Genomic DNA, 15,582 nt, shown 5'->3' with positions numbered 1-15,582 from the left:
CTCTCCGCCGGACACGACGGCGAACCGACCCTCTCCGGCACCTACGTCGACTACGACCCCTCACCCCGCGAATACGACCTCGCCGTCGCCCAAACCGTCCTGCGGGTCCACAACCGCGTCACCGACCTCTACAACCAGCCCATGAACCAGCTCGAACAACAGCTCCGGCTCACCGTCGAAGCGTTGCGGGAACGCCAAGAACACGAACTGGTCAACAACACCGACTTCGGGCTGCTCCATAACACCGATCTCAAGCAGCGCCTCACCACCCGCACCGGGCCACCCACACCCCTCGACATGGACGACCTGCTCTGCCGCCGCCGCAAGACGAAGTTCTTCCTCGCCCACCCCCGCGCCATCGCCGCGTTCGGCCGAGAATGCACCCGGGCACGCATCTACCCCGACACCGCCATCCTCGACGGCAAACGCGTCCACACCTGGCGCGGCGTCCCGATACTGCCCTGCGACAAGATCCCGATCACCGACACCGGCACCACCTCGATCCTGGCCATGCGCACCGGCGAAGACGACGCCGGCGTCATCGGCCTCCGCCCGAAGTCACTGCCGGACGAGTACCAACCCGGCCTGAACGTCCGGTTCATGGGCATCAGCGACCGCGCCGTCACGTCCTACCTGGTCAGCGCCTACCACTCCGCCGCCGTCCTGGTCCCGGACGCACTCGGCGTCCTCGACCACGTCGAGACCGGCTCATGACCCGAGTGGACGCGAGAACTTGCGTTCGACGCAACTCTTGATTACCGAACTTGCGTGGCGCGAACACTGCCGTCGCTCCTAGCTTCGTACTCGTAACGAGTAATCCGAAGAAGGAGCAGCACCATGCACGTGTTCGTCACCGGAGCGACGGGGTGGATCGGCACGGCCGTCGTCGGCGAACTGCTCGGCGCCGGGCACGAGGTCACCGGCCTCGCCCGCTCGGACGCCGCGGCCCTCAAGCTCGCCAAGGCGGGTGCCCGCATCCGCCGCGGCGATCTCGACGACCTCGACGGCCTCCGCGACGGCGCGCTCGACGCCCAGGCCGTCATCCACCTCGGCAACAAGCACGACTGGGGCAACCCGGCCGAGAACAACCGGACCGAGCGGGCCGCCATCGAGACCATGGCGGGCGCGCTCGCCGGCACCGACCGGCCGTTCGTGCTGGCCGGCGCGCTCGCGGGCCTGGTACGGGGCCGGCCCGCGGTCGAGACCGACGTGTCCCCGGCGGTCGGCCCGGACTCGATGCGCGGCGGCGGTGAGAACCTCGCGCTCGAGTACGTCGACAAGGGCGTCCGGGTGGTCAGCGTCCGCTTCGCGCCGTCGGTGCACGGCGCCGGCGACCCCGGGTTCCTGGCGTCCCTCACGGCGGCGGCGCGTCAGCACGGCGTGTCCGCCTACCTCGGCGACGGCGACGCGGCGTGGTCCGCGGTGCACCGCCCGGCCGCGGCCCGGCTCGTCCGGCTCGCCGTCGAAGGCGCACCCGCCGGTTCGCGGGTGCACGCCGTCGCCGAAGAAGCCGTCACGACGCGGGAGATCGCCGAGGCGATCGGGCGCGCGTTCGACCTGCCGGTGGTCTCGGTCGCGCCGGAGAACGCCGTCGAGCACTTCGGCTTCCTCGGCCGGTTCTTCGGCCTGGACATGTCCGCGTCGAACGCGCACACGCGGGACCTGCTCGGCTGGACGCCGTCCGGGCCGACGCTGGTCGAGGACATCGAAGCGGGTGCGTACGCATGACGGTCACCGCGTTCATGCTGGTCAAGACGACGCCCGAGTGGCTGGCCCTGACGGTCGAGGAGCGGATCGAGGCGTTCCGCACCGAGGTCGTCCCGGCGATCGAGGAGAAGGCGAAAGGCGTCCGGTCGCGCTTCTACGACACCGAGTTCTACTCGGCGCGCGTGACCGACGTCTGGGTCTGGGAGGCCGTCGACCACGCGGCGTACCAGCGCCTGGTCGACGCCCTGCGCGAAACCCCGTTCTGGGACCGCTGGTTCGAGGTCGCCGAGATCCTCGTCGGCGTCGAAAACGGGTACGCGGACAACTACGGCGTCGACGCGGTCGCCAGTATCACCACCTAGAGCACGAAGCCGGTCGGGAAGGGGTCGTCCGGGTCGAGGAGGTAGGTCGCCGTGCCGGTGATCCACGCGCGGCCCGAGAACTCGGGGATCACCGCCGGCACCCCTCCCACCTCGGTCTCCGCCACCAGCTCGCCGGTGAACGTCGTGCCGATGAACGAGCTGTTCTCGAACGGCGTGTGCAGCGGCAGCTCACCGCGGGCGTGCAGCTGGGCCATCCGCGCGGACGTGCCGGTGCCGCAGGGCGACCGGTCGAACCAGCCCGGGTGGATGGCCATCGCGTTCCGCGACGCCCGCGCGTCCGAGCCGGGAGCGAGGAACTGGACGTGCTTGCAGCCACCGATCAGCGGGTCGGCCGGGTGCTTCGGCGGGCGCTGCTCGTTGATCGCGGCCATGATGTCCAGGCCCGCGCCGAGAATCCGGTCCTTTTCGGACCGTTCGAACGGGATGTCCACTTGCGACAGTTCGAGGATGGCGTAGAAGTTCCCGCCGTAGGCCAGGTCGTAGCGGACCTCGCCGAGACCGGGCACGTCCACGACGGCGTCGCGCTCGGCGAGGAACGACGCGACGTTGCGGAGCTTGACCCGTTCGGCCCGGCCGTCGCGGACGGTGACCTCCGCGTGGACGAGCCCGGCCGGGGTGTCCAGGCGCACCACGGTCGTCGGCTCGGTCACCTCGACCATGCCGGTCTCCACCAGCACCGTCGCGACGCCGATGGTGCCGTGGCCGCACATCGGCAGGCAGCCCGACACCTCGATGTACACGACGCCCCAGTCGGCGTCGTCGCGGCAGGGCGGCTGCAGGATCGCGCCGCTCATCGCCGAGTGCCCGCGCGGCTCGTGCATGAGGAACTGGCGGATGTGGTCGAGGTGCTCCATGAAGTACCGGCGGCGCTCGGCCATCGTGGCACCGGGGATCGTGCCGACGCCGCCGGTCACCACCCGCGTCGGCATGCCTTCGGTGTGCGAGTCGACCGCCGTGATCGCCCGTGACGACCGCACCTACGCCACCCCCAGCGAGGCCAGGGCGCGGCCCATGTCGGCGCGGACCTGCTCGCGCTGGACGTCGGTCAGCGGGCCCCGCGGCGGGCGGCACGGGCCGCCGTACCGGCCGACCATGTCCATGCCGAGCTTGATGGCCTGGACGAACTCGGTGCGCGAGTCCCAGCGGAACGCGGCCACGAGCGGCTCGTACAGCGCGCGGGCCTCGTCGAGCTTGCCCGCCGTGGCCAGCTCGAACAGGCGCGCCGACTCGGCCGGGAAGACGTTCGGGAACCCGGCGAACCAGCCGGTCGCGCCCATCAGCAGGCTCTCCAGGACGACGTCGTCCGCGCCGCTGATCACGGCCAGCTCCGGGGCCCGTTCGCGGATTTCGAGCACGCGCCGGACGTCGCCGGAGAACTCCTTGACGGCAACGACGTTGTCGATCTGCGCGATTTCGGCCAGGAGGTAGGGCGTGAGGTCGACCTTGGTGTCGAAGGGGTTGTTGTAGACCATCACGGGCAGGCCGACCGACGCGACGGCTTCGAAGTGGGCCAGCACCTCGCCGCGGTTGGCGCGGTAGAGCGTCGGCGGGAGACAGAGGACGCCGTGCGCACCGTCTTCGGCGGCCGCTTCGGCCCACTGCTTGGCCTGGTGCGCACCGGGTCCGTGGACACCGACGACGACGATCCCGTTTTCGCCGACGGCCTCGATCGCGGTGCGGGCGACGCGGCGGCGTTCGTCGTCGGTGAGCGAGGAGTACTCGCCGAGGGAACCGTTCGGGCCGACGCCCCGGCAGCCGTTGTCGACGAGCCAGCGGCAGTGCTCGGCATAGGCGTCGTAGTCGACGGCGAGTCCGGCGGGCGCGGCGTCGTCGGCCCGGTACGGCAGCGCGGCGGCGACGACCACGCCCCCGAGGTCGCGGGTGCTCATGCTGGGGTCTCCTTCGGGTCGGCGAGCTCGCCCAGGCGGATCGGCTGGGCGATCGGACGGTGGTGGCGCTCGGTGGTGCCGCAGAGTTCGGCGACGGTGGGCCCGCAGATCCGGCTTTGGCACGGTCCGAGCCCGGCGCGGGTGCCGAGCTTGAGGGCGTGGGGGCCGGGTTTTGCCACGTCGTCGGCGGCGGCTTTCAGTTCTCCGTAGGAAGTCTCTTCGCAGCGGCAGACGATCGTGTCGTCACGCAGCCAGCCGGGCCAGGCGGCGCCGATGGGGTGGGCTTTTCCCAGCCGCCGGGCGAAGTCGCGGGTGCGGTCACGCTCGCGTAGCAGGTCAGGGCCCGGCGTACCCCCGGCGGCGACGCAGCCGGCGACGGCCCCCTCGGCTCTGGCGGCGTCCGCACCGCCGATCCCGGTGATCTCACCAGCGGCGAAGACGTTTTCGACGCCGGTCCGCTGGCTCTCGTCCGTTCGGACGAATCCGCCGTCGAGAACACAGCCGGCGGCGACGGCGAGTTCGGGTTGGGGTGTGAAGCCGTGCCCGACGCAGACGGCGTCGACCGCGTAGGTGCGTTCGGTGCCGGGCACGACGGACCAGTCCGCCCGGACGCGGGCGGTGACGACTTCGCGGACCCGGTCGTCCCCGCGAGCCTCGACGACCACGCGGCCGAAGTGGTACGGGACGCGGTGACGGGCGAGGGTGGCGACGTAGCGAGCGAGTTCGCCGGTCTTGCGGACGTGCAATCCCCATCCTTTGAGGATGGTCGAGGCGAGGTTGGCTTCGAGGACTCCTACCACTGTCGCTCCGACGGCGAGCAGCGATTCGGCGACGGGAAGCAGGAAAGGCCCGGCTCCGGCAACGAGCACCCGCCGGCCGACCGCGACCCGTTCGCCCTTGGCCAGCGCCTGCGCGGCGCCCGCGGTGAAGACGCCGGGCAGCTGCCAGCCGGGGAAGGGCAGGGTGCGGTCGTGCGCGCCGGTGGCGAGGATCAGGGCGTCGGGTTCGAGGACGTGCCGGGTGCGGGCGGAGCCATCGGCCGGGCCGCGGAGCACGTGGAGCCGAAGCCGGCCGCGCGGCCTCCCGGCTTCCGCCGCTCCCTCGCCGCCACCCGATTCGGCGACCGCCGCAGCCCCGCCACTCACGAGAGCGCCCGGCTGTCCCGCTTCCGCCAAATCTCGGGCGCCCGCTCCGGGACCACCGAACGTGGCAGCACCCGCCGCAACACCGCCACCCGCGGCAACGCCAGGCGGACCAGCTTCCACCGCCCCGCGGCCACCCGCTCCGGGACCACCGAGCGCGGCAGCGCCCGCCGCAACACCGCCACGATCGCCCGCGGCGGCTTCCAGTGCCCACACCGTGCTTTCCGGCCACCACTCGCACCGATCCAGCAATCCCTCGAAGCCGTGCGGCCGGCCATGCATCCCCCGGTGGTACTGCCCGCCCGGAGCGTCCGACTGGTCCAGGACCGTCACCCGCGCCCCCGATCTCAGGGCGTGCTCGGCGGCCGCCAGGCCGGCTGGGCCCGCTCCGATGATCACCACCCGCCTCATGCGTTCTCCTGGCGGGACTGGGTGTGGATCTCGTCGCCGTCCGTGGCGCGGCGGCGGCATGCGCGGACGTCCGGTACTCCGTTCACCGTCAGCAGGCAGTCGAAGCACGCGCCGATTCCGCAGAACACTCCGCGTGGTGCCCCGGACCGCGTCGTGCGCCACGACAGCCGGCCGGCGGCCAGCAGCACCGCCGCCACCGTCTGCCCCTCGATGCCCGTCACCGGCTCGCCGTCCACGCTGATTTCGATCACGCGAGCACCGCCGGACGGTCCACCGTGAACTCGTCGACCGGCATCGACGGCGGCACCCCGGTCAGCAGTTCGCGCAGCAGCCGAGCCGTGCCGACGCTCAGGCCGATGCCCGCTCCCTCGTGTCCCGTTGCGTGCCAGAGGTTTTCCAGCCGCGGGTCCTCGCCGAGGACCGGGAGGTGATCGTCCACGTAGGGGCGGAACCCGCCGTAGGCGCGCATCACCGCCGCGGAAGCCAGCGACGGGAACAGCCGCAGCGCCTTGGCCGCGATCGCGCTCAGCACGTCCGGCACGATCGCGTCGTCGAAGCCCACGCGGCGGCGCGACGAGCCGATCAGGATCGTGCCGCCCCGCGTCGACTCCACGACGGCGGACGTCTGCAGCTCGCCGGCGCCGGAGCCGACCGCCCCGACGTAGTCCGCGTCGTAGACCTTGTGCCGCACCACCCCGGGCATCGGCGTCGTCACCAGCACCTCGCCGCGCCGGGGCCGGACCGCGATCGGGGCGCCCAGCCGCGTCGAGACCTCCCCCGCCCATGGGCCCGCCGCGTTGACGACGATGTCGGCGTCGATGACTTCGGCCGGGACGCGGACCCCGGTGATCCGGCCACCGCGGACGACGGCGCCGGTGACTTCCGTGCCGGTGCGCAGGCGGGCGCCGTGCGCGAGGGCCGAGCCGAGCAGGGCCAGGGTCGCGCCGGCCGGCTGGACCTGCGCGTCCTCCGGGTAGCGGACCGCGGCGGTCACCTCGCGGGTCAACGCGGGTTCGGCCGCCGCGAGGTCCACTGTGGACAAAGTTTCGGTGCGCACGCCGGCTTCGGCCTGCTCGGCGGCGAACGCCGAGAGCGCGCGGGCGCCCGCTTCGGTGGTGGCCACGACGATGCCACCCTTGGGGTCGAACTCGCAGGCGTCGCCGAGTTCGGCCGCGATCTCCGGCCACAGCCGCGCCGAAAGCTGCGCGAGCCGGAGTTCGGCGCCCGGCCCCTTGTCCGAAACGAGGAGGTTGCCCTCGCCGTGCGAAGTGGTGCCGCCCGCGGGCCGGCCGCGGTCGAGGACCAGGACGTCGAACCCGGCGAGGCTCAGCTCCCGGGCACACGCCGCCCCGACGACGCCCGCCCCGATCACCACCGCCCGCGTTCGGTTCATCGACCCTCCGGTGTTCGGTAAAGCGAACGATCGGAGGTTAAGACTCCGAAGGCGCGGGTGTCAATCCGGCAAGACGGGGTGGGGACGCCCGTCGAGCCGTTCGCCGTCCCGGTACTGGAGCAGCAGCACGGAGTGGACGGGCGCTTCGAGCGCGGTGTAGCCGTGCGGCTCGCGCGCGTCGAAGGCGACGTAGTCCCCCGGCCCGAGGTCGACCGTCCGCCCGCCGACCTCGACGCGCAGCCCGCCGGCCTGGACGATCGTGTGCTCGACCCCGACGTGCCCCTGCGACCGCTGCGGCGCGTCGCCGCGGACGACCTGGTCGTAGACCTCGAAAACGCTGTTCTCGGCCTCGATCCGGCGCAGCGGCCGCAGGTCGACGCCCTCGCCGCGGAGCACTTCGACGTCGGCTCCGCGCACGACGGTCAGCCCGCCGCGCGGCCGGTGGTCGAGCAGGTCGGAGATGGCCACCTCGAGCGCGCGGGACAGGCTGAAGACGGTTTCGATGGTCGGATTGCCGGTGCCGGCTTCCAGCTGCGAGAGGGTGGCCTTGCCGATCCCGGACCGCCGCGAGAGCTCGGACAGCGACAGGCCCCGCGCCGCCCGCGCGGCCCGCAGGTTGACGGCGAGCATGTCCCGGATCGACGGCCCGCCGTCATCGGCCACGCGCGTCCCGGCGTTCGGTAAAGCGTCCATCGAGCCCGGTCTCCGTTCGGTTTGCCGATCGGGGCAGGGGTCATGATGCCACGCCGGACGCCGTGCCAGAATCAGCGCGGCCGATCGCTCTGGGGGAACCGTCCGTGGACATCTCGATTTCTTTCGTCTTCACGCCCGAAATGGCGAAGCAGTCGTATCGCGCCTGTTACCCGAGCGCGCCGGTGGCCCGGTGGCTGCCCGCCGGGATCTACGTGGTGCTCGGAGTGCTGGCACTGACCGAAGCGCTCCGGGGCGCGGAGCCGGACCCGGTCGGGCTCGCCGTCGGCGGCGTGGTCCTCCTGCTGGGCCTCGGGTGGCCGGTCCTCCAGGCGCGGCGGATCACCCGGCGGTTGCGGGCCTACACGGAGCCGGGGACCACCCGGCTCGTCCTGACCGACGCCGAGTACGCGGCCGAAGTTCCCGGGCGGACGACGACCCTGCTGTGGACGACGTTCAAGAACGTCGCGCTGGTGCGGGGGTTCTGGGTCCTGAAGATCGCGTCCGAGGGCAAGGTCGCGTTCCCGGCGAACGCCCTCGACGCCTCGCAGACCGCAGTGTTCCGGGCGGCCATGCGCGAAAAGGGCCTGCTGGCCCGCTAAGAGCCGACCCAGCCGCGGTAGGCGGGCAGGTCGACGTTGCCGCCGCAGACGATCGTCGCCACGTGGCGCCCCGCGAACCGGTCGCGGTCTTCGAGGATCGCCGCGAGGCCGAGGGCCGCCGACGGCTCCACCACCAGGCCGGCGTGCTCCAGGAACAGCCGGATCCCCGCGATGATCGACGCCTCCCTCACCAGGACGGCGTCGTCGGCCACGGCCAGCAGGTCGTCGAGGACCTCCCGGATCGGGAACCGGCCCGCGACGCCGTCGGCGATCGTGTCGGCCGTGTCCGTCGTGACGACGCGCCGCGCGCGCCAGGACAGCGTCATCGCCGGTGCGCCCGCCGGCTGGACGGTGATCACCTCGGTCCCGGGGGCGAGGGTCTTCAGGACGTGTCCGACCCCGGTGGCCAGCGCCCCGCCGCCGAGGGCGACGAGGACCGCGTCGAACGGCCCGGCGGCCGCCAGTTCGAGGCCGATCGTCGCCGCGCCTTCGCACGTCTCGACGTCCAGGCTGTCCTCGACCAGCCGCACGCCTCGCTCCTTCGCCAGCGCCACCGCCCGTTCGCGGGCCAGTTCGAAGTCGCCGTCCACCAGCTCGAGGTGGGCACCCAGCGCCCGGATGCGCTCGAGCTTCGCCGCGGGCGCGAACCGCGATGCCACGACGGTGACGTCGATCCCGCGGGACCGTCCGGAGAGGGCGAGGGCCTGGCCGAGGTTGCCCGCGCTGGCGCAGACCGCGGCCCGGCCGGCGAGGCCGTGCACGACGAGTTCGGTGCCGCGGCCCTTGAAGCTGCGGACCGGGTTCGCCGTTTCGAGCTTGATGCTCACCCGGCAGCCGAGCACGCGTTCGAGGGGTTCGCAGCGGTAGAGCGGACTCTCGAGGAAGACCGGATCGATCACCCGGCGGGCGGCCCGGATCCGGCCGAGGTCAAGACGCGTCTCCGGCACGGTCGCCGAGCATAGCCGCGGGTTCGCGGGTCCGGGCCGCCCAGCGGGCCAGCCGGGGAATCGGCGCGACGGCGACCAGGAACACCCCCGCGACCAGCACCCACCCCCAGGCCCCGAGACCGCCGATCGCCAGCGTGAACACCCCGGGCCCGACCATCTGGACCGTCGCCGTGGCCGCTTCGCTCGCCCCTTGGTAGGCACCTTTCGCCTCTTCGCGCATGAGCCGGACCGACAGTCCCCAGTTCGCGGCCACGTAGCTCAGCTCGCCCACGACGTGCAGCACCGCGGCGAGCACCACCACCGTCACCGCACCGGCTCCCGCGCCGCCGGACGTCGTCGCCAGCAGCAGGCAGCTCGCCGCGAGCAGCACCCCGGCCACCACCGCCGTCCGCGCCGCCCGGGTCGTGGTGCGCCCGAACCGGGCGAACGGCACCTGGAACACCGCGATGCCCACCGAGCTGAGCACGACGACGATCCCGCCCAGCCCCAGCGGCAACCGCGTCGAGCCGGACAGCCACAGCGGCAGCCCGGCCGACAGCATCGCCCAGCACAGGGACAGCACCGCGGTGACCCCCGCGACGCACAGGTACGGCCGGTCGCCGAGGACGGCCCGCGCGCCGGAGCGCCGCGCCGGGACCGCGGCGGGCGCGGGCACCAGCAGCGTCGTGCCGGCCAGGACCAGGAAGCTGACCACGTTGCCCGCGATGGCCAGGGTGTACGCCCACGGCGCGTCGGCGGTCAGCACGAGCGCCCCGAGACCGGCACCCACGGCGTACCCGACGTGCTGGGCGACCCGCTGCTGCGCCAGCACGCGCATCCGGCGCGCCGGGTCGGCGACCAGCCCGGTGACCAGCGCCGTCCGGACCGCGGTCCCGCCGGTGGCCAGCGCGGTGAACAGGATGGTCACGGCCAGGAACGACCAGGTCCCGCGCACCGCCGGGTAGCCGGCCATCGCGGCGGCGCGCACCAGCGTCACGACGACCAGCACCGACCGGGTGCCGGCGCGGTCGGCGAACGCGCCGAGCGGCACCGCGGCGGCCATGCCCACGGCGCTCGCCACCGCCATCCCCGCGCCCACCGTCACCGGGGACAGGCCGAGGATCCGCGTGAAGTACAGCGCCCAGATCGTGAACCACAGGCCGTCGCCGAGCGCGGACACCCCGCGTCCCCACAGAAGACTCCTCACGCATCCACCCTTCATGAGAGCGTGAATGGTAAGCACGACAGGCACCGTTCAGCAAGCCATGAACGGTGTTAGGATCGCGTCGTGAGCGGAATGGTCGAACCGGGAAACCCCGTCCAGGGCGCGATCGTCGGGCTGACGCGGGAGCTGTCCGACCCCGTGCGGCTCACGGCGCTGCAGCTGCTGGCCGCCGAGGGCCCGCACACCATGGTGCAGCTGGCCGACGCGCTGGGCGTCACCGCGCCGCGGCTGGGCAACCACCTCGCGCGGCTGCGCGCCGCCGGGCTGGTGACGGTCGAGCACACCGGGCGCCACGCGCTGTACCGCGTCGGCCGCGACGACCTCCTGCCCGTGCTCACCGCCCTCGCCCGCTACGGCGGCAACGACTCCCTCGCCCCGCCCCACCCGACCGAGTCCACAGTGGACATCGCGCACACGTGCTACGACCACACCGCCGGCCGGCTCGGCGTGACGGTGTTCGCCATGCTCGTCGACCGCGGCGCGCTGCGGCCGCCGGACGGTTCCGCGGCCGGCCTGACACTGGGCAGCGACGTTTCGGCCTTCCACGACCTCGGCGTCGACCCGGCCACGGTGGACCCCGGACGCCGCCGGCTCGCGACCGCGTGCCTCGACCGGACCAACCGCGTCCCTCACCTCGGCGGCGTCCTCGGCCACGAGGTCCTGGCGGCGTTCCTGGCGGCCGGCTTGGTCCGGCGCGGTGACGGCGACCGGGAACTGGCCATCACCCCGCGCGGCAGCCGGCGGCTGGGCGCGCTGGTGCCCGGCTTCTGATCAGGACCGGGCCGTATCCCGGCCGCCGCTCACCGTCTCCTACTCTCGAGATCCCGAGTGGAGTGAAGGTGAACGGATGAGCGAGCCGCACCCGGCCCGGCGGCACCTGGTGGTCTGCTGCGACGGCACGTGGAACACGCCGGACCAGGAGCACCAGGGCCGGCCGTCGCCGACGAACGTCGCGCGGATCCACCACACCGTCGCGAACCTCGGCACCCAGCCGCGGTACTACCACCCCGGTGTCGGCACCGGGCCCGGGCTGCTCGACCACCTCGAAGGCGGGCTCGTCGGCAAGGGCCTCGCCGAGAACATCAAGAGCGCCTACGGCTGGCTCGCGCGCACCTACTCCCCCGGTGACGCGATCCACCTCTTCGGGTTCAGCCGCGGGGCGTTCACCGTCCGCAGCCTCGGCGGCATGATCAGCCGGTGCGGCCTGCCGGCGGACCTCAAGACCGCCGGCTCCACCGAGTTCTGGGCCGAGGTCGACCGGCTCTTCACCACCGTCTACCGGGCCGGGGCCGGCGAGGCCGCCGACCCGGTCCCGATCGAGTTCCTCGGCGTCTGGGACACCGTCGGCTCGCTCGGCATCCCGGACTGGCTCGGCCCGCTGAAGCTCGTCGAAGACCACGTCGGGCACCTCCCCCGGTTCCACGACACCAAACTCGGCCCGCACGTCAAGCACGCCCGGCAAGCCCTCGCGATCGACGAGATGCGCGGCCCGTTCATGCCGACCCTGTGGTCGAACCTGGACGAGGTGGGCGGCGACCGCACCGCGAAGCAGGTCTGGTTCCCGGGCGACCACAGCGACGTCGGCGGCGGCCACGACCACACCGGCCTGTCCGACGCGGCCCTGCGGTGGATGATCGACGAGTGCCGCGCGGTCGTGCCGGACCTGGTCTTCGACGACGCGATGGACCGGCAGATCCGGCCGGACGCCCAGGACGTGCTGCACAACTCGCTCCACAGCGTGTACACGGTCCTCTGCCCGGCGCCACGCGCCTTCCCGTTCATCGCCGCCGGTTCCGACGACGTCGCCCCGTCCGCCGTGGACCGGCAGGCGACGCCGCCGATCACCACCGGCCCCTACCGCGCGGGGCGTCGCCTCGCGGCCGGCGAGTCGGTGGCGGTCGACGTCTACGCCGGAAAGCCGTGGAACTGGACGGGCGTCCACCTCGAGCCCGGCGAGTACGCGTTCGGCGCCGAGGGCACCTGGCTGAACGGCAAGGTCGCGCACCACCCGGACGGCACCGAGGCGGACGCCCGGCTCGACTTCCAGGACGTGCTGCACGCACTGGCCACGTCGTCGGCCTGGCTCCAGACCCAGCTCGCCCGGCTCAACGACACCGAGGCCCGGGCGTTCGGCGGCCGCCGCAGCGAAGACGCGAAGTGGATGGCGCTGATCGGCGCGGTGGCGGCCCGGGACCTCGACGCCCACGACGTGCAGCAGCCGTACGAGGCGTTCCCGATCGGCAGCCTGCTGGAGAAGTGGGTCGTCGAGAAGCCGGGCTACTTCTACGCGTACGCCAACGACAGCTGGCTGGGGTATTCGGGCAACCGGGGTTCGTTGCGGCTGACGATCGAGCGGCTCAAGTGACGTCACGGGTCCAGGCCGTCGCGGCGACGAAGTCCTCGAACGACCGCGGCGGCCGGCCGAGGGCTCGCTCGACGCCGTCCCCGAGGTCGGCGCCCCGGCCGTCGCGCAGGTCCGTCAGCAGGCCGGTGAGCAGGCTCGCCACCGTCCGCGGGACGCCGTGGGCGGTTTGCCGCTCGATGAACGCTTCGGGGTCGGCGTCGACGTAGTCGATCTTCCGCCCGGCGGCCCGGGCGATCAGGTCCACCGCTTCGCCGAAGCCGACCGCCCGCGGACCGGTCAGTGCGTAGACCTCGCCGTGGTGCCGGTCGTCGGTCAGCGCCGCCGCGGCGACCTCGGCGATGTCCTCGGCGTCGACGAACGGCGCGCGTCCGTCCCCGGCCGGCAGGGACAGGACGCCGTCGCGGATCCCCGGCGCCCACGGGCCTTCGCTGAAGTTCTGCGCGAACCAGTTCGGGTGCAGGATGGTCCAGCCGACGCCGGATTCGCGGACGGCCCGCTCGGCCGCGTGCAGCGGATGACCCTCCTCGCCGGCGCGCGGCGCGGACAGCAGCACCAGCCGCCGGGCCCCCGCCGCCACCGCTTCGGTCACCAACCGCGGGAGCCGGGGTCCGGCCCACAGGTCGGGTTCGACGAGGTAGACGGCCGTGACGCCGTCCAGTGCCCAGCTCGACGGATCGCCGAGGTCGAAACCGGTGCCGCGGGAGGCGATTCGGGCGTGGTCGACGCGCTGGGCGACGCGGCGGCCGGTCTTGCCGGTTCCGCCGAGGATCAGGATGCTCATGCCGACAGACAACCGCGGATGCGCGAGACGATCCATGGGAGAAAGTCGATGGTTCCTTTGTGATCGTCTAGGGTCGGCGCATGGACGTGCTGAGCGACCTGCTGCACCGGGCCCACGCCTCGGACGCGCTGGTCCGGCAGCTGATCCAGCGGCCGCCGTGGTCGTTGACCTTCGCGGACGCCCCGCCGCTGACCCTGGTCGCGACGCTCGGCGGGCACGCGTTCCTCGGCCTCGGCTCCGGACCGCCGGTGCGCCTGGCCGCCGGGGACATCGCGCTGATCAAGGTGCCCGGCTACACGATCGCCGACGACCCGGCCACCGCGCCCCAGGTCGTGATCCGGGGCGGGCGCAAGTACCCGCTCACCGGCACCGGAGAGGTGAGCCCCCGGGCCCCGCGCACCTACGGCGACGGCGCACCCGGGGCCACGACGATGTTGCGCGGCGCGTACGAACTCCACGGCGTCGCCGCCGAGCGGCTGCTGGCGATGCTCCCGCCGTCGGCCGTCGTACCCGCCGGGCCGCGCACCCGGGCGGCCCTCGACCTGCTCGCCACCGAGGTCGGCCGGGACGAACCGGGCCAGGACGCCGTGCTGCGCCGGGTGCTGGACCTCGTGCTCGTCCTGGCGCTGCGGGCGTGGTGCGCCGCGGCGGAAGCACCGCCGGCCTGGTTCCGGGCGCTGGACGACGCCGGCGTCGGGGAAGCCCTGCGCCTGCTGCACGCCGAACCCGCCCGCCGGTGGACGGTCGCGGCGCTGGCCGCCCGGGCCGGGCTGTCCCGGGCGGCGTTCGCCGCGCGGTTCGCGCGCCTCGTCGGCGAGCCGCCGCTGACGTACCTCACGGGCTGGCGGATGACCTTGGCCGCGGATCTGTTGCGCGACACCGAAGACAGCGTCGCGGCGGTGGCGAAGGCGGTCGGCTACGAAGACCCGTTCGCCTTCAGCGTGGCGTTCAAGCGCCACCGCGGCGCCAGCCCGTCGGACTGGCGCCGCGGCCGCCTCACTTCGTGAGCGTCGCCGGGTCGCTCGTGCTCGGGCGGCCGGTCTCCCCGTGGCCCGCCAGCCGGCGCAGGAACTTCGGGTCGCGGTCCGACGAGACCGACACGTCGTACCAGTTGTTGCTGTGCCGGGTGTCCACGTGCTCGACGACCCGCGCGCCCGGACGCAGGCGGTGCGTGGACGAGCAGCGGCCGTACGCGTCCGTCACCTTCAGCTGCACCGTCGTGGTGCCGCTGTTCGTCAGCACCAGCGCCAGCTCGGCGCCGTCCTGGCGGAGGCTCACCTCCGGCCCCGCGGCGGTGCCGCGGAACTGGCGCACGAACCCGTTGGGCCCGTACGCGGTGTAGTCGTAGGCCCCGGCGGCGGGCAACGCGGCCGGCAAGGACGTGCCGGCGGCAGCCGTGTACGTCCGCGGCTCGCCCGAGGGCGTCACGACGTAGAACGTCGCGCCCGCGCGGCCGTGGCTGGCGAACGTCACCGTCAGGGTTCCGCCGGCCAGCCGGGCGTCGGCCGACAGGTCGTACGGCAGGGCCCGCGCCGGGCGCAGCCCGCGTTCCTGCTTCGGCAGCACGTTGTTCGCCGGGACCGCGGGCACGTAGTCCGGGTGCCGGACGCGGTCCGGCGGCTCGTAACCCGCCGTGTCCGGCAGTGCCGGCACGCGGACGTCGGTGCGCGCGAAGTCGAACGCCGACGTCAGGTCACCGCACACCGACCGCCGCCACGGCGTGATGTTCGGCTCCCGCACGCCGAAGCGCCGCTCGATGAACCGGATGATCGACGTGTGGTCGAACGTCTCGGAGCACACGTAACCGCCCTTGCTCCACGGCGACACCACGAGCATCGGGACGCGCTGCCCGAGCCCGTACGGCCCCGCCGGGTTCGTCGCCGACCCCGCGAAGATCTCCCCCGTCGTGTCCACAGTGGACTGGCCGGCCGCGGCGTACGGCGGGACCACGTGGTCGAAGAAGCCGTCGTTCTCGACGCCACCGAATGCGGCGCGCCGCCGAGCAGCACCGGCGTCGGGTCGCCGAGACGCCGCTTGAACTCCCGCGCCACGCGGTCCGGCTCGACGG

General features: G+C 73.3%; 18 protein-coding genes and 1 pseudogene. 7 read left to right on the top strand and 12 right to left on the bottom strand.

Annotation, left to right across the window (positions count from 1 at the left end; genetic code table 11):
• The 3 genes from ABZ342_RS47715 to ABZ342_RS47705 form a co-directional block, all read left to right on the top strand.
• Positions 1 to 714, top strand: a 714-nt coding sequence (locus ABZ342_RS47715) for a family 2B encapsulin nanocompartment shell protein (protein WP_360488402.1), incomplete at its 5' end; no start/stop codon positions are given.
• Positions 715 to 837: 123 nt separating this feature from the next.
• On the top strand, positions 838 to 1,728 hold the full coding sequence (locus ABZ342_RS47710; RefSeq protein ID WP_360488399.1) for an NAD-dependent epimerase/dehydratase family protein: 891 nt from the start codon (positions 838 to 840) through the stop codon (positions 1,726 to 1,728).
• The gene (locus ABZ342_RS47705; protein ID WP_360488396.1) at positions 1,725 to 2,069 is read left to right on the top strand and encodes a darcynin family protein; all 345 of its coding nucleotides are present in this window, start codon (positions 1,725 to 1,727) and stop codon (positions 2,067 to 2,069) included. The genes ABZ342_RS47710 and ABZ342_RS47705 overlap by 4 nt, the downstream gene beginning before the upstream one ends.
• Here the strand turns inward: ABZ342_RS47705 and ABZ342_RS47700 are convergent.
• The 8 genes and pseudogenes from ABZ342_RS47700 to ABZ342_RS47665 form a co-directional block, all read right to left on the bottom strand.
• Positions 2,066 to 3,067 carry a proline racemase family protein gene (locus tag ABZ342_RS47700; protein ID WP_155542975.1) on the bottom strand — a complete coding sequence of 334 codons (1,002 nt, stop codon included), beginning with the start codon at positions 3,065 to 3,067 and terminating at the stop codon, positions 2,066 to 2,068. The genes ABZ342_RS47705 and ABZ342_RS47700 overlap by 4 nt on opposite strands.
• Positions 3,068 to 3,979, bottom strand: a complete 912-nt coding sequence (locus tag ABZ342_RS47695; protein ID WP_360488392.1) for a dihydrodipicolinate synthase family protein — start codon at positions 3,977 to 3,979, stop codon at positions 3,068 to 3,070.
• Complete coding sequence (locus tag ABZ342_RS47690; protein WP_360488411.1) at positions 3,976 to 5,124, bottom strand: NAD(P)/FAD-dependent oxidoreductase; 1,149 nt, start codon at positions 5,122 to 5,124, stop codon at positions 3,976 to 3,978. The genes ABZ342_RS47695 and ABZ342_RS47690 overlap by 4 nt, the downstream gene beginning before the upstream one ends.
• Entirely contained in the window at positions 5,121 to 5,297 is a 177-nt protein-coding gene (locus ABZ342_RS47685; protein ID WP_360488414.1) for a hypothetical protein, read from the bottom strand. Before ABZ342_RS47685 ends, ABZ342_RS47690 begins: the two co-directional genes overlap by 4 nt.
• A 100-nt stretch (positions 5,298 to 5,397) precedes the next feature.
• Positions 5,398 to 5,532, bottom strand: a pseudogene (locus ABZ342_RS47680) (FAD-dependent oxidoreductase); the annotation flags it as partial.
• Entirely contained in the window at positions 5,529 to 5,780 is a 252-nt protein-coding gene (locus ABZ342_RS47675; RefSeq protein WP_360488408.1) for a (2Fe-2S)-binding protein, read from the bottom strand. The pseudogene ABZ342_RS47680 and the gene ABZ342_RS47675, both read right to left, overlap by 4 nt.
• Positions 5,780 to 6,925 (bottom strand): FAD-dependent oxidoreductase, encoded by a 1,146-nt coding sequence (locus ABZ342_RS47670; protein WP_360488389.1) that lies wholly within the window; start codon positions 6,923 to 6,925, stop codon positions 5,780 to 5,782. The genes ABZ342_RS47675 and ABZ342_RS47670 overlap by 1 nt, the downstream gene beginning before the upstream one ends.
• Before the next feature lie 60 nt (positions 6,926 to 6,985).
• Positions 6,986 to 7,618 (bottom strand): XRE family transcriptional regulator, encoded by a 633-nt coding sequence (locus tag ABZ342_RS47665; RefSeq protein ID WP_360488386.1) that lies wholly within the window; start codon positions 7,616 to 7,618, stop codon positions 6,986 to 6,988.
• 104 nt (positions 7,619 to 7,722) lie between these two features.
• Between ABZ342_RS47665 and ABZ342_RS47660 the strand changes: the two genes are divergently transcribed.
• Positions 7,723 to 8,217, top strand: coding sequence for a hypothetical protein (locus tag ABZ342_RS47660; RefSeq protein WP_360488383.1), 495 nt, complete (start codon positions 7,723 to 7,725; stop codon positions 8,215 to 8,217).
• On the opposite strand, the gene ABZ342_RS47655 is transcribed toward ABZ342_RS47660, so the two are convergent.
• Positions 8,214 to 9,164, bottom strand: coding sequence for a pyridoxal-phosphate dependent enzyme (locus ABZ342_RS47655; RefSeq protein ID WP_360488380.1), 951 nt, complete (start codon positions 9,162 to 9,164; stop codon positions 8,214 to 8,216). The genes ABZ342_RS47660 and ABZ342_RS47655 overlap by 4 nt on opposite strands.
• Positions 9,145 to 10,350 carry an MFS transporter gene (locus ABZ342_RS47650; RefSeq protein WP_360488377.1) on the bottom strand — a complete coding sequence of 402 codons (1,206 nt, stop codon included), beginning with the start codon at positions 10,348 to 10,350 and terminating at the stop codon, positions 9,145 to 9,147. Before ABZ342_RS47650 ends, ABZ342_RS47655 begins: the two co-directional genes overlap by 20 nt.
• A 90-nt stretch (positions 10,351 to 10,440) precedes the next feature.
• Here ABZ342_RS47650 and ABZ342_RS47645 point away from each other — a divergent pair, with 90 nt between their 5' ends.
• Positions 10,441 to 11,139, top strand: a complete 699-nt coding sequence (locus ABZ342_RS47645) for a helix-turn-helix transcriptional regulator (RefSeq protein WP_360488405.1) — start codon at positions 10,441 to 10,443, stop codon at positions 11,137 to 11,139.
• Positions 11,140 to 11,215: 76 nt separating this feature from the next.
• Entirely contained in the window at positions 11,216 to 12,733 is a 1,518-nt protein-coding gene (locus tag ABZ342_RS47640) for a DUF2235 domain-containing protein (protein ID WP_360488374.1), read from the top strand.
• On the opposite strand, the gene ABZ342_RS47635 is transcribed toward ABZ342_RS47640, so the two are convergent.
• Positions 12,726 to 13,514: an NAD(P)H-binding protein gene (locus ABZ342_RS47635; RefSeq protein ID WP_360488370.1), complete on the bottom strand. Its 789-nt coding sequence runs from the start codon at positions 13,512 to 13,514 to the stop codon at positions 12,726 to 12,728. The two genes, ABZ342_RS47640 and ABZ342_RS47635, sit on opposite strands and share 8 nt — an antisense overlap.
• 80 nt (positions 13,515 to 13,594) lie before the next feature.
• Here ABZ342_RS47635 and ABZ342_RS47630 point away from each other — a divergent pair, with 80 nt between their 5' ends.
• Complete coding sequence (locus ABZ342_RS47630; protein WP_360488367.1) at positions 13,595 to 14,521, top strand: AraC family transcriptional regulator; 927 nt, start codon at positions 13,595 to 13,597, stop codon at positions 14,519 to 14,521.
• Here the strand turns inward: ABZ342_RS47630 and ABZ342_RS47625 are convergent.
• Positions 14,511 to 15,464, bottom strand: a complete 954-nt coding sequence (locus ABZ342_RS47625) for a phospholipase domain-containing protein (protein ID WP_360488364.1) — start codon at positions 15,462 to 15,464, stop codon at positions 14,511 to 14,513. The genes ABZ342_RS47630 and ABZ342_RS47625 overlap by 11 nt on opposite strands.
• Positions 15,465 to 15,582: the final 118 nt, after the last annotated feature.

The organism is Amycolatopsis sp. NPDC005961 (assembly GCF_040629235.1).
In the GTDB taxonomy this organism is placed as follows: Bacteria; Actinomycetota; Actinomycetes; order Mycobacteriales; family Pseudonocardiaceae; genus Amycolatopsis; species Amycolatopsis camponoti.
The sequence above is the reverse complement of the archived record's forward strand: the minus strand, read 5'-3'. Positions and strand labels throughout refer to the sequence as shown.

Excerpts from the sequence above, each read along its gene's own strand:
- ABZ342_RS47710 (WP_360488399.1), top strand. The coding sequence starts at position 838 with ATGCACGTGTTCGTCACCGGAGCGACGGGGTGGATCGGCACGGCCGTC.
- ABZ342_RS47705 (WP_360488396.1), top strand. The coding sequence starts at position 1,725 with ATGACGGTCACCGCGTTCATGCTGGTCAAGACGACGCCCGAGTGGCTG.
- ABZ342_RS47695 (WP_360488392.1), bottom strand. The coding sequence starts at position 3,979 with ATGAGCACCCGCGACCTCGGGGGCGTGGTCGTCGCCGCCGCGCTGCCG.
- ABZ342_RS47670 (WP_360488389.1), bottom strand. The coding sequence starts at position 6,925 with ATGAACCGAACGCGGGCGGTGGTGATCGGGGCGGGCGTCGTCGGGGCG.
- ABZ342_RS47665 (WP_360488386.1), bottom strand. The coding sequence starts at position 7,618 with ATGGACGCTTTACCGAACGCCGGGACGCGCGTGGCCGATGACGGCGGG.
- ABZ342_RS47645 (WP_360488405.1), top strand. The coding sequence starts at position 10,441 with ATGGTCGAACCGGGAAACCCCGTCCAGGGCGCGATCGTCGGGCTGACG.
- ABZ342_RS47640 (WP_360488374.1), top strand. The coding sequence starts at position 11,216 with ATGAGCGAGCCGCACCCGGCCCGGCGGCACCTGGTGGTCTGCTGCGAC.
- ABZ342_RS47635 (WP_360488370.1), bottom strand. The coding sequence starts at position 13,514 with ATGAGCATCCTGATCCTCGGCGGAACCGGCAAGACCGGCCGCCGCGTC.
- ABZ342_RS47630 (WP_360488367.1), top strand. The coding sequence starts at position 13,595 with ATGGACGTGCTGAGCGACCTGCTGCACCGGGCCCACGCCTCGGACGCG.